Raw genomic sequence first — 12,237 nt, forward strand, 5'->3', positions numbered from 1 at the left:
CATGGATCGCTCCCAGACGTTCACCGACGCCATCGAGCACCACTCCATCGACTACATCCCCGCCGAAGAACGCCGCGGCAAACCCTGGCACCTGTTCACGATCTGGTTCTCCAGCAACGTCCAGATCACCGCCTTCGTGACCGGCGTCCTCGCGGTGACCGTCGGACTGAACCTGACCTGGGCGATCGCCACCATCCTGGTCGGCAACCTCGCCGGCGGCCTGTTCATGGCCTACCACTCCATCCAAGGACCCCGCCTCGGCGTCCCGCAGATGATCCAGAGCCGGGCTCAGTTCGGGTTCCTCGGCGCCCTGCTACCCGCCGCGATGGTGCTCGCCATGTACCTGGGCTTCCAGATCGAAGGCGGTGTGATCACCGGTCAGGCCCTGGCCCACTGGGCGCACATCCCCCTGACCGCCTCGGTGATCATTCAAGTCGCGGTCCCTGCGGTCATCGCGATCGTCGGGTACAACTTCATCCACCTGTCCACCCGGGTCGTCAGCGTCGTGTCCGCGGTCGTGTTCGTGATCCTCACCTTCGCGCTCGGCTCCCATCTGCCCGCGCACCTGCCCAGCGGCCACGCGCCGACGTTCAGCACCATCCTTCTCGCGATCTCGATCTTCGTGTCCTGGCAGCTCACCTGGGCGCCGTACGTGTCGGACTACTCCCGCTACATGCCTGAGAACACGCCGTCCCGCACCACGTTCCTGTGGACGTACGCCGGTTCCGCCCTGGGCGCGTCATGGGTGATGATCCTCGGCGCCCTGGCCGCCACCATCAGCGCCCAGAAGGTCGGCGACGACGCCATCGGCATGCTCAGCCACCAGGTCCCGGGCCTGGGTTCGGGCATCCTGCTCGCCATCGTCATCGGGATCATCCCCGCCGGCGTGTACGGCAACTACGGCATGTACCTCACCGCGATGAGCGCGATCTCGGCCAGAGGCCACGGGTCCGCGAACGCCCGCGTCCGGACCGTCTTCATCCTCGTCACCTCAGTGCTGGTCACCGCCGCGACCCTGCTGGCCAAGGGGCACATCCTCACCACGGTCCAGGACATCACGCTGTTCCTGCTGTATCTGCTGGTGCCCTGGACCGCGATCAACCTCACCGACTACTACGTCATCCGCCGCGGGCACTACGACATCGGCGAACTGTTCAAGATCCGCGGCACGTACGGCCTGGTCAACGGGCCCGCCATCGTCACCTATCTGATCGCCATCGCAGCGCAGATCCCGTTCATCAGCACTCCGCTGTACACCGGCCCGATGGTCAAGCGTCTCGGCGGCGCCGACATCTCCTGGATCATCGGCCTCGTCGTAGCGACCGTCCTGTACTACGGCTGCGCAAGGGCCGACCGCCGGGCACAGGCCCACGGTCGACCCGACAGCACCCAGCCGGTCCCCGTCGGCGCGGATGACGAGGCCGGCTGATACGTGCGGTGACCCCTACTTGCGCTGGCGCTTCTCCCTGATCTTCATGCCGATGTCGATCGGGGTGCCGTCGAAGCCGAAGTCCTCGCGGAGCCGGCGCTCGACGAACCGGCGGTATCCGGCCTCCAGGAAGCCCGACGTGAACAGGACGAACTTCGGCGGCTGCACGCTCGCCTGAGTGGCGAAGAGGATCTTCGGCTGCTTGCCGCCCCGCACCGGGTGCGGCTTGGCGGCGACCAGGTCGCTCATGAAGGAGTTGAGCCGGGCCGTCGGCACCCGCTCCCCCCAGCCGGCCAGGGCCGTCTCGATGGCCGGGACGAGCTTCTCCACGTGCCGTCCCGTACGGGCCGAGATGTTGACGCGCGGGGCCCAGCGGGCGTGGTGGAGCTGCCGGTCGATCTCCCGGTCGAGGTAGTGCCGGCGCTCCTCGTCCACGAGGTCCCACTTGTTGAACGCGAGGACGAGCGCGCGGCCGGACTCGATCACCATGGAGATGATCCGCAGGTCCTGCTCGGCGAGGGGCTCGCTGGCGTCCACGAGGACGACCGCGACCTCGGACCGCTCCAGCGCGGATCGGGTGCGCAGCGTCGCGTAGAAGTCGGCGCCCTGGTTCTCACGAGCGCGCCGGCGGATGCCGGCGGTGTCGATGAACCGCCAGGTCTGGCCGCCCAGCTCGATCAGCTCGTCGACCGGGTCGCGGGTGGTGCCGGCGACCGCGTCGACGACCACCCGGTTCTCCCCCGCCAGCTTGTTGAGCAGGCTGGACTTGCCGACGTTGGGCCGGCCGAGCAGCGCGATCCGGCGCGGGCCGCCCGCGGCGCCGAACGTCTCCGGCGGCGCCTCCTCGGGCAGGGCCTCCAGGACGGCGTCCAGCAGGTCACCGCTGCCCCGCCCGTGCAGGGCCGAGACGGCCAGCGGCTCGCCGAGGCCGAGCGACCACAGCGTGGTCGCGTCCGCCTCGGTCCGGGGGTCGTCGACCTTGTTGGCGGCCAGCACGACCGGCTTCTTGGCGCGCCGCAGGATGTCGGCGACGGCCTCGTCGGTGTCGGTCGAGCCGACGGTGGCGTCCACCACGAACAGCACGACGTCGGCGGCGTCGACGGCGAGCCGCGCCTGGTCGGCGACGGCGGCCGCGAGGCCCTCGGCGTTCGGCAGCCAGCCGCCGGTGTCGACGACGGTGAACCGCCGTCCGCTCCAGGTGGCGTCGTAGGCGACCCGGTCGCGGGTCACGCCGGGGACGTCCTCGACGACCGCTTCTCGGCGGCCGAGGATGCGGTTGACGAGCGTGGACTTGCCGACGTTCGGCCGCCCGACGACGGCCACGACCGGCGGCGGCGCGACGTCGTGCTCGACCGCGACGTCGATCGCCTCGGCATGCTGGAATTCACTCACTCGTCTCGCTCCTCGTGGGCGGCTCGCCGGCCCGGGAGCTCGCCTGTCGTGCCGAATCGCCGTCGGCGCCGGCGGTGTGCTTGCGCGCGATGCGCAGGACCTCCTCGATGACCTCGCCGAGGCCGAGGCTGGTCGTGTCGAGTTCGATCGCGTCGGCCGCCTGCGCGAGCGGGTCGACCTTGCGCGTGGAATCGAGGTGGTCACGGCGGGCCAGGTCGGCCTGGGTCGCGGCGATCGTCGCCCCGCTGACCTCGGCGTTGCGGCGCTGCGCCCGCGCCTCGGCGCTCGCCGTGAGGTAGATCTTGACCTCGGCGTCCGGCGCTACGACGGTGCCGATGTCGCGGCCCTCGACGACGATGCCGCCCGTCCCGATGATCTCGCGCTGCAGAGCGACCAGGCGCTCGCGGACGGCCGGGACCGCGGCGACGGCGCTCACCGCGCCGGTGACGTCCGACCCGCGGATCGGGCCGGACACGTCGACGCCGTCGACCGTGATCGTTGGTGCGGCCGGGTCGGTGCCGGAGTCCAGCATGGGCTCGCCCGCCCGGGCGGCGATCGCGGCCTGGTCGTCGAGTGCCACGCCCTCGCGGAGCACCCACCACGTCATGGCGCGGTACATCGCGCCCGTGTCGAGATAGCGCAGCCCTAGGGCGCGCGCCACGCCTTTGGAGACGCTGGACTTACCCGACCCGGATGGACCGTCCATGGCGATGACGAGCGTCACGTTCGCTTCCTTATCTACATACCGACCGGCCAACGATTGAGGCTACCGGTCCCGGGGTCCAGCTGTGGCCGAGCCGCCGGAGCGGTGGTCCGGACCCCGGGGGGCGTCGCATACGTCTTGTATGTAACATAGATACAAGATGACCTCAGCCACCTCCCGGGCCTATGACCATGTCAAGCAGGCCATCCTCGATCGCGCCTACCCGGGCGGCGCGCTGCTCAGCGAGGGTGAGATCGCCACTGCCGTCGGGGTGTCCCGTACCCCCGTCCGCGAGGCCCTCCTCCGTCTGGAGGCCGAAGGGCTGGTGCGCCTCTATCCCAAGCGGGGCGCGCTGGTGCTGCCGGTCTCCCCCAAGGAGATCTCCGACGTGCTCGAGACGCGGGAGCTCGTGGAGACGTTCGCCGCCGGCAAGGCGTCGCTCGACCCGGCGCTGATCACCGAGCTAACGGGGTTCCTCGAGGCCATGCGCGAGCACGCCGAGGCCGGGAACGGCCGGGAGTTCGCCCGCGCCGACCGCTGCTTCCACCGGGCGATCGTCGCGTCGGCGGGCAACGAGATCATCATCCAGCTGTACGACGCCCTGCGCGACCGCCAGTTGCGCATGGCCCGGCTCACCGCGGACGACCCGGACCGTACGGCGACCGCGATCCACGAACACGGCGAGATCCTCGAGGCCGTACGGTCGGGCGACCGCCGGCGGATCCGCAGTGCGATCCACCGTCACCTGCAGACCGCGGTGACGGCCGTGCGCGAGCACGCATGACCACCTTCGCGGCCCCGCGCGAGCACGCATGACCACGGTCACGGCCCCGCGCGAGCACGCATGACCGCGCGCCACCATCAACACCCCAGGAAGGCCCCCCTTGAATCCCGCGGTTCTCACCGCTCCCCGTACGATCACCTCCGCGCCGAAGGCCACCGGACACCCGCTCGGCGGACGCCGAGCCTGGAGTGTCTGGGCCGTCGCCGCGGCGGTCTACCTCACGGCCTTCTTCCACCGGACCAGCCTGGGCGTCGCCTCACTCGCCGCCCAGCAGCGCTTCGGCATCGACGCGACCGCCCTGTCGACCTTCGCGATCCTGCAGCTCGGCGTCTACATGGTCATGCAGATCCCCAGCGGGGTCATGGCCGACCGGTTCGGACCCCGGCGGATGCTCTGCATCGCCCTCCTCACCATGGCGCTCGGCGAGGCGCTGTTCGCGTTCGCGACGACGATGCCGCTGGCGGTCCTCGGCCGGGCGCTGGTAGGGCTGGGTGACGCCCTCACGTTCATCAACGTGATCCGGCTGATCGCGTCGTGGTTCCCCCGCCGGAGGTTCGCGCTGCTCATCGCGCTGACCGGGATGACGGGGGCGCTGGGGCAGATCGTCGGCACCGCGCCGCTGTCCGCCGCGCTGCGGGCGTTCGGCTGGACCCCGACCTTCCTCGGGGTGGGGCTGGTGAGCGCCCTGCTGACGATCGTCGTGTGGCGGTGGGTGCGCGACCACCCGGGCGGACCCATGGAACGTTCCACCAACGGCGGCTCCGTCCTGGCCGACGTCCGGGCGGTGTTCGCCGCGCGCGGCACCCGCGCCGGGCTGTGGACGCACTTCGCCACGATGTCGTCCTTCATGATGCTCGCCACGCTGTGGGGCTACCCGTACCTGGTCGAGGGGCTCGGGATGGCGCCCGGGACGGCCCGGCTCGTCCTGACGCTCGGCGCGGCGACGCCCATGGTCGCCGCGCCCCTGGTCGGCTGGCTCGGCGGCCGCCGCCCCGACCTGCGCGGCCGGCTGATCATCGGCGTCACCTCCGTCCTCGCCCTCGCCTGGCTCATCGCGATCACCTGGCCCGGCGGTCACCTGCCCGGGCCGCTGGCGGCGGGACTCGTGCTGATCAGCGCCGTCGGCAGCGCCGCCTCCATGCTCGCCTTCGACTTCGCCCGCGACGCCAACCCTCCGCACCGCGGCGGCATGGCCTCGGGGATCGTCAACGTCGGAGGATTCTCGGCCGCCGTGACCGGATCGCTCAGCGCCGGCATGCTCCTCGACGCCACCGGCGGTCACTACGACGCCGGCGCCTTCCAGGTCGCCTTCCTCCCGATGACCGCCATGGTCGTCATCGGCGCCGTACGGGTCGCGCTGCTGCTGCGCCGCCGGCCCGCCGACGGTGGGCGTGTCAGCCGGGGACGGACCAGCCCCGGGCCCGCAGTTCCTCGGCCAGCCGCTGCGCCGCCGATGGATCGACGCTGAGCTCGACCACACCGACCGGCCGGCCGGGCGAGTGCTCGATCGTGACGTCCTCGATGTTGACCCCGGCGACGCCCGCCGCCTGGAACAGCAGCGCGAGCTCGCCGGGCCGGTCGGGGATGACCACGGACACGACGGTGTAGGCCCCCGGCCGCCCGCCGTGCTTGCCGGGCAGCCGGCGGCGGCCCGTGCCGCCACGGTTCAGGAGGTCGGAGACGCCCGGTCCGGCGCCCCTCCGCAGCGCGGCGGCGGTGGAGGTCAGATCGGCGGCGACCTCTTCGATCACCTCGGCCACCGGCAGGGCGTTCGCGCCGAGGATGCCGATCCACAGCTCCGGGTCGCCGGCCGCGATGCGCGTGACGTCGCGCACGCCCTGGCCGGCGAGGCCCAGCGCGACCTTCGGGGCCTGCTCCAGGCGGGCGGCGACGGCCGCCGCGACGACGTGCGGCGCGTGGGAGACCAGCGCGACGGCCTGGTCGTGCTCCTCGGCGTCCACGACGACCGTCTGGGCCCCGCACTCGCGGGCCAGGGCCGTCACGGTCTCGAGCGCGGCGGGGTCGGTGCCGGCCGTCGGGCACAGCGCCCACGGCCGGCCGAGGAACAGGTCGCCGCGGGCGGCCGCGGGCCCGGAGCGCTCACTGCCGGCGAGCGGATGCCCAGCGACGAAACAGGTCAGGTCACAGCCCAGCTCGGCGGCCTCCCACAGAGGCCGGGCCTTCACGCTCGCGACGTCGGTGTAGACGCGGGCCAGGCCGCGCTTCTGCGCGTCCAGCAGGGTCGCCGCGACCGCCGCGGGCGGAACCGCGACCACCGCCACGTCGGCCGGCTCGTCCCCGGCGCGCAGCGGCGTGCCCGCGCCGATCTCGGCCGCCAGGCGCACGGACGCCGGATCACGGTCGGTGAGGAACACCTCGACGCCGCGCTCGCGCAACGCGAGGGCCACGGATGTGCCGATCAGTCCGGTGCCGATGACGACGATCCGCCGAAGTGCGCCGATGGGTCTCACCTCCCGATGGGGGTACCAGCGTATCGATTCCGGCGATCGGGCCGGCCGGGCCTGCGTCACGCGCCCCAGATCCGCCGGTACGCCTCCTGGTAGCCCTTCGGGTTCCAGGAGGTTCTTTCGTCGACGTTGCGGATGGTGGCCAGGTGCACCGGCGCGACGTAGCCGCTCGGGGGCCGGCGAACGCGCGGTTGAACTCGTCGATGATCTGGGTGCCCTGCTGGTCGAGCGGTTCCGGCACGGTCGCCGCCTGATAGTGCCGGCTCCGGATCCGCGCGAACGCGGAGGGATCGCCGTCACCCGCGCCGACCGAGTACGGCGGGCCGTCGCCCTTCCTGCCGCCCGCCCGCAGGGCCGGCGCCGCGTCGGCGAGATAGAGATCGTTGATCGCCACGGAGTGGGTCCAGCGGTCGCCGAATCGGGCCAGGAGCGAGGCCACCTCCTGGGGGGTACGGGTGGTCGCGTCCGGGATCGGGATGTTCTCGTAGGCGAGCAGCCTCACGTCGGCGCAGGCCAGCACCCGCTGCTTGATCAGCTGGGACTTCCGCTCCGCGAACGGGATCGAGGAGTCGGTGAAGATCACGACGCCGGCCCGGCCGTTCGAGTCGGCGATGACCCAGTCGGCGCTGATGCGGGCGACGTCCTCGACCCGGGTCGTGATGTTGGTGAAGAGCCGGGGCGCGGCGCTCGGGCCCGGCGCGGCGAGCGCGTGCCAGCCGATGAGCGGGATGCGCGCCGCGTTGGCCTGGCCGACCTCCTGAGCCACCGAGGCGGGGTCGAAACCGGCGATCACGATCCCGGACGGCCGGAGGGCGATCGCCTGCCCGAACGCCGCCTTGATGCCCGCGGGGCCGCCCTGCCCGTCGAGGATCCGGACGTCCCAGCCGATCGAGCGCCCGGCCCCCTGGGCGCCCATGGCGACCCCGGCCACGCCCGGATTGGTCATGGACTCGGCGATCACGACGATGCGCTTGCCGGGGACCGCCCGGGGACCGGTGGTGGGACCGTCCCACACCGTCCCCGCCGCCTCGGCACGCGCGACGGCCTGTCTCGCCGCCTGCAGCACCCGCGGGCACCCGGCGGCCGATGAGCCGCTCCCCTGACCGGCCGGCCGCCGCACGCATCCGCAGCCGAGCAGGACGAGCAGGATGAGCGCGATCATCGCCGCCGGCGCGTGCCGAACGCGCTCAGGTACGCGGTCCACGTGCGCCTCCCTCCCCGGACGGCGGCGCGGGCGACGTCCTCCCCTTCGGCGAGGCTTTCTCCTCCGGTGAGGCTCTCCCCTCCGGTGACACCCTTCCCTCCAGTGACACCCTTCCCTCCGGGGACGCCCTCCCGGCCGGCGGCGCCTTGCCCTCCGGGGACGCTCTCCTCTCCGGCGACGCCGATCCGGCCGGTGACGCCTTGCCCTCCGGCGACGCGCTCCCGGCCGGCGGCGCGCTCGTGGCCGATCCGCCCTTTCGTCCGGAGGGGCGCGCGGGTGCCGCGCGCGGCCGTACGTGGGCGCGCTCCCGGCGCCGCGCGGAGTAGCCGGCCAGCCCCACCGCGATCAGGAGGGTCACGCCGTTGAACAGGGGCGTCACCCAGAACTCCGCGCCGAGCTGGCCGATCCCCGCCAGGCCGATCGCCAGGACCGCGACCGCCACGAGGGTGCCGAGGGCGTTGGGCCGCCCCGGCCTGATCGCGGTGGAGCCCAGCAGAGCGGCCACGAAGGCGGGCACCAGGTACTCGAGCCCGACGCTCGGATCACCGATCTCCTGTTGGGAGGCGAGCAGGACGCCGGCGCCCGCGGTGATCACCCCTGAAGCGGCGAAGGCGTAGACGATGTACCGGCGGCTCGGGATGCCGACGAGTTCGGCCGCCCGCGGGTTGTCTCCGATGACGTAGAGGTATCGGCCGAGGGGAAGGCGCTCCAGGACCAGCCAGAGCACGGCTGCGAGCAGCAGCACGTAGAAGGTCGGAAGGGGCACGCCGAGGAACGTCATGTCGTACAGGTCGGTGAACGCCAGGGGAAGGCCGCTCGGGCCGGGCAGGATCCGGCCTCCGTGGGTCGTCCACCCGCTGATGGCGTACATGACGCTGCCGGTGCCGAGGGTGGCGATGAACGAGTCGATCTGCGCGAACTCGACGAGGAACCCGTTGATCGCCCCGATTAGTGTGCCCCCGGCGAGCGCCGCCGCGCACGCCGCCGGCCACGGCCAGCCGTCGACGATCATGAGTTGGAGGATGAGCACGTGCCACAGCCCCAGGCCGTAGCCGATGGACAGGTCGAACCTCCCGGCGACGATGGGGATCGTCGCGCCCAGGGCGAGCATCGCGGGGATCGCGTGGCTGGACAGCACCGAGGTGATCGTGGCCATCGTGGGGAAGGTCTCCGGCAGGGTCACCGAGAACACGGCGAACAGCACGACGCCCAGGGCGAGCAGTCCGTAGCTGCCGATCCGGTGCGCGGCGGACCGGCGACGGGAACGGCTCGGAGGGGCCGTCAACGCCCCGCCCTCCCCGGCAGGGGCCCGGCGGACGCGGCGCGGACGACCGTGGCGGCCGTGAGCGCCGCACCGGACAGCTCGGCGCTCACCACGCCGCGCGTGAACACCAGGACCCGGTCGCACAGCCGTACGACCTCGTCGACGTCGCTCGAGACGAGGAGGACGGCCAGGCCCCGGGCCAGGGCGTCGTCCAGCAGCCGGTAGATCTCCGCGCGGGCGGCCACGTCGACGCCGGCGGTCGGTTCCTCGAGCACCAGGACGCGCCGGCGCAGCCCGAGCCACCGCCCGGTCAGGGTCTTCTGCTGGTTGCCGCCCGACAGGGCCGCGAACGGCGCCTCGGGGTCCGGCGGGCGTACGCCGAACCGCTGCAGCAGGTGGCTCGCGCCGGTGCGCTCTCTGCCGGTCCCGACCAGGCTCACCGGCGACAGCCCCCGGGCGCGCGGGTTGGCCAGGAGGTTCTCCCCGACGCTCAGGTGGGGAGCCGCCCCGGCTCTGTCGCTGGTCACCAGGCCGATGCCCGCGGTGACGGCGGCGTACGCCGACCTGATCGCGCGGGCCCGGCCGTCGAGGAGGACGTCCCCGCTCAGGATCGGGCACATGCCGGCCGCCGCGCGGCCGACATCGGTGTGGCCGGCGCCCGTCAGTCCCACCAGGCCGAGCACCTCACCGGCACGCAGCTCGAGGCTCACCGGCCCGGCCCGCTCGGTGCGTACGTCCGCGAGCGCCAGCACGACCTCACCGGTCCGGGAGGTGCGGCGACGATGGCGCCCCAGGTCGCGTCCCACAACGTCGCGCACCAGGTCGTCGGCGTCGTCGGGGACCGGCCCGTACCGGACGAGGTGCCCGTCGCGGAGGACCGCCACGGTGTCGGCCACCTCGGCGACCTCGTCGAGCCGGTGGGTGACGTACATGATCCCGCGCCCCTGGTCGCGCAGCGTTCGCAGCACCGCGAAGAGGCGGGCGCAGTCGGTCGCCGGCAGGCTCGCCGTCGGCTCGTCGAGGATCACCGCCTGGGCGTCGGTCGCCAGGGCGCGGGCGATGGCCACGAGGGACCGCTCGGTGCGGGTGAGACCGGTGACGGGACCGTCGGGGTCGAGGTCGGCGGCGACGGTCCGCAGGGCCGCGATCGAGCGATCACGGGTCCGGCGCCAGGAGATGATCCCGTGGCGGAGCGCGTAGCCGTCGCTCAGGGCGATGTTCTCGGCGACGGTCATCCACTCGACGAGGCCCAGGTCCTGGTGGATGAAGGACATCGCGCGCGTGGCGGCCTCCGTGCCGAGAGGATGACCCCCGACGGTGACCCGGCCCTCATCGGCGTGGTGGACGCCGGCCAGGATCTTGATCAGCGTGGACTTGCCGGCGCCGTTCTCCCCGAGCAGCGCGAGGACGCTGCCGCGGCGGAGGTCGAGGTCGACCCCGGCCAGCGCGACAGTGCCTCCGAACCTCTTACGCAACCCACGGATCCGGAGGAGAGGGTCCACGGCCGCCTCGGCAGTCGGACCCGGGAAACGATCGACTGGAGTGTCGTACACCGACTTCTCCGCGGAACTCCCGTCCCGGCGGGCCCCCCGCTCGCGCTCGCCCAGTTGTCTTTCATCGTACAAAGGCGCTGGTCAAGTGCTCGCCATCGGTCGCGGCGGGGCGGGCCTCCCGCCGTAAAGTGGCGGAAGGAAGGAGGGCGGCGGTCGCCGGTCGCCCGGCCGGGTCCGCACGCCGTGACGCTCATGGGCGACGGCTCGGAGGCGGACGGGCCGCCCGACAACGGACCGGCGGTGTCGCGCGCCGCATTCGATCGCCTCTTCGCGGCGGTGCGCGCCTGGGACCGGTGGCCGGACCCGGAGCGAGGCGCCTGGAACCTCGTCGGCGCGCGTCACGTGCTGGCCGCCGCCACACTCGTACGCTCGGGCGTCGTCGTCCCGCTGGCCCGGCCGTGGAGCACGGCTCCCGCGCAGGACAACGAGCGGCCCGCGCTGCACCACATGACCGAGCTCGGCGACGTCGAGGCGCCCGAACCCACCTGTCACAAGGACTTCATCGGCGTCGACTACCACGGTAAGTCGGTCAGCCACCTCGACGCGCTCGCGCACATCGCCTACCAGGGACGGCTCTTCGGCGGGCCGGCCTCGCGCGAGGTGATCGACGCGGCCGGGGCGCGGTACGGGTCGGTCGACCGGCTCGGCCCGCTCGTCGCCCGCGGAGTGCTGCTCGACCTTCCCGCGGTCCGCGGCGTCGACTGGCTCGAACCCGGGCAGGCCGTGCACGCCGCGGACGTCCTCGCCGCCGAAGCGGCGTTCGGCCTGCGGATCGGTGAAGGAGACGCCGTGCTGCTGCGTTCGGGCCACCTGCGGCGCCGCGCGGCCGTCGGGCCGTGGGACCCGTCCGGGGCGAGCGCGGGATTCCATGTCGACGCCGTGCCCCTGTTGGCCGAGCGGGGCATCGCGCTCCTCGGCGGAGACGGCGACAGTGACGTACGGCCTTCTCCGGTGGCAGGCGTCCACTCCCCCGTCCACGCCCTCGCCATCGCGGCGATGGGCGTGCCGCTCCTGGACAACCTCGACCTGGAGCGGCTGTCCGGCGCGTGCGGCGCGGCGGGACGATACGAGTTCCTGCTCGTCGTCTCCCCGCTGAACATCCCCGGCGCGACCGGCTCCCCCGTCACCCCCGTCGCCGTGCTGTGAGCGGTCGCGCGTCGTCTGGACTGAGGAGCGCAGGGAGCGAAGCGACCGGAGCGACGAGGGAAGACGACGCATTGGGCGACCGCTCCCGCGCTCGCGAAGCGAGCGCCATCGAACAGAGCGGTCGCGCGTCGTCTGGACTGAGGAGCGCAGGGAGCGAAGCGACCGGAGCGAAGCGACCGGAGCGAAGCGACCGGAGCGAAGCGACCGGAGCGACGAGGGAAGACGACGCATTGGGCGACCGCTCCCGCGCTCGCGAAGCGAGCGCCATCGAACAGAGCGGTCGCGCGTCGTCTG

10 protein-coding genes are annotated in these 12,237 nt (G+C 72.8%); 4 read left to right on the top strand and 6 right to left on the bottom strand.

Annotation, left to right across the window (positions count from 1 at the left end; genetic code table 11):
• Window position 1 precedes the first annotated feature (1 nt).
• Window positions 2-1,429, top strand: a complete 1,428-nt coding sequence (locus ACYVF7_RS41550) for a purine-cytosine permease family protein (RefSeq protein WP_460351483.1) — start codon at window positions 2-4, stop codon at window positions 1,427-1,429.
• Window positions 1,430-1,444: 15 nt separating this feature from the next.
• Here ACYVF7_RS41550 and der read toward each other — a convergent pair whose 3' ends face one another.
• Complete coding sequence (gene der, locus ACYVF7_RS41555) at window positions 1,445-2,821, bottom strand: ribosome biogenesis GTPase Der (RefSeq protein WP_460351484.1); 1,377 nt, start codon at window positions 2,819-2,821, stop codon at window positions 1,445-1,447.
• On the bottom strand, window positions 2,814-3,527 hold the full coding sequence (gene cmk, locus ACYVF7_RS41560; protein ID WP_460358400.1) for a (d)CMP kinase: 714 nt from the start codon (window positions 3,525-3,527) through the stop codon (window positions 2,814-2,816). Before cmk ends, der begins: the two co-directional genes overlap by 8 nt.
• A gap of 157 nt (window positions 3,528-3,684) precedes the next feature.
• Between cmk and ACYVF7_RS41565 the strand changes: the two genes are divergently transcribed.
• Together ACYVF7_RS41565 and ACYVF7_RS41570 are read left to right on the top strand one after the other, a co-directional pair.
• Entirely contained in the window at window positions 3,685-4,308 is a 624-nt protein-coding gene (locus tag ACYVF7_RS41565; RefSeq protein WP_460351485.1) for a GntR family transcriptional regulator, read from the top strand.
• Window positions 4,309-4,408: 100 nt separating this feature from the next.
• Window positions 4,409-5,776, top strand: coding sequence for an MFS transporter (locus ACYVF7_RS41570; RefSeq protein WP_460351486.1), 1,368 nt, complete (start codon window positions 4,409-4,411; stop codon window positions 5,774-5,776).
• Here the strand turns inward: ACYVF7_RS41570 and ACYVF7_RS41575 are convergent.
• The 4 genes from ACYVF7_RS41575 to ACYVF7_RS41590 are packed head-to-tail and all read right to left on the bottom strand — an operon-like array spanning window position 5,703 to window position 10,719.
• On the bottom strand, window positions 5,703-6,716 hold the full coding sequence (locus ACYVF7_RS41575; RefSeq protein WP_460351487.1) for a prephenate dehydrogenase: 1,014 nt from the start codon (window positions 6,714-6,716) through the stop codon (window positions 5,703-5,705). The genes ACYVF7_RS41570 and ACYVF7_RS41575 overlap by 74 nt on opposite strands.
• Window positions 6,664-7,980 carry a substrate-binding domain-containing protein gene (locus ACYVF7_RS41580; RefSeq protein ID WP_460351488.1) on the bottom strand — a complete coding sequence of 439 codons (1,317 nt, stop codon included), beginning with the start codon at window positions 7,978-7,980 and terminating at the stop codon, window positions 6,664-6,666. The genes ACYVF7_RS41575 and ACYVF7_RS41580 overlap by 53 nt, the downstream gene beginning before the upstream one ends.
• A complete protein-coding gene (locus ACYVF7_RS41585; protein WP_460351489.1) occupies window positions 7,964-9,265 on the bottom strand; it encodes an ABC transporter permease in 1,302 nt (433 codons plus the stop codon). The genes ACYVF7_RS41580 and ACYVF7_RS41585 overlap by 17 nt, the downstream gene beginning before the upstream one ends.
• Window positions 9,262-10,719: a sugar ABC transporter ATP-binding protein gene (locus ACYVF7_RS41590; protein WP_460351490.1), complete on the bottom strand. Its 1,458-nt coding sequence runs from the start codon at window positions 10,717-10,719 to the stop codon at window positions 9,262-9,264. Before ACYVF7_RS41590 ends, ACYVF7_RS41585 begins: the two co-directional genes overlap by 4 nt.
• 270 nt (window positions 10,720-10,989) lie before the next feature.
• Between ACYVF7_RS41590 and ACYVF7_RS41595 the strand changes: the two genes are divergently transcribed.
• A complete protein-coding gene (locus ACYVF7_RS41595; RefSeq protein ID WP_460351491.1) occupies window positions 10,990-11,943 on the top strand; it encodes a cyclase family protein in 954 nt (317 codons plus the stop codon).
• The last annotated feature ends 294 nt before the right edge of the window (window positions 11,944-12,237 follow it).

Source organism: Actinoallomurus acanthiterrae, from assembly GCF_054775715.1.

Coding starts and splice junctions, on each gene's coding strand:
- ACYVF7_RS41550 (WP_460351483.1), top strand. CDS start 2: ATGGATCGCTCCCAGACGTTCACCGACGCCATCGAGCACCACTCCATC.
- cmk (WP_460358400.1), bottom strand. CDS start 3,527: ATGGACGGTCCATCCGGGTCGGGTAAGTCCAGCGTCTCCAAAGGCGTG.
- ACYVF7_RS41565 (WP_460351485.1), top strand. CDS start 3,685: ATGACCTCAGCCACCTCCCGGGCCTATGACCATGTCAAGCAGGCCATC.
- ACYVF7_RS41595 (WP_460351491.1), top strand. CDS start 10,990: ATGGGCGACGGCTCGGAGGCGGACGGGCCGCCCGACAACGGACCGGCG.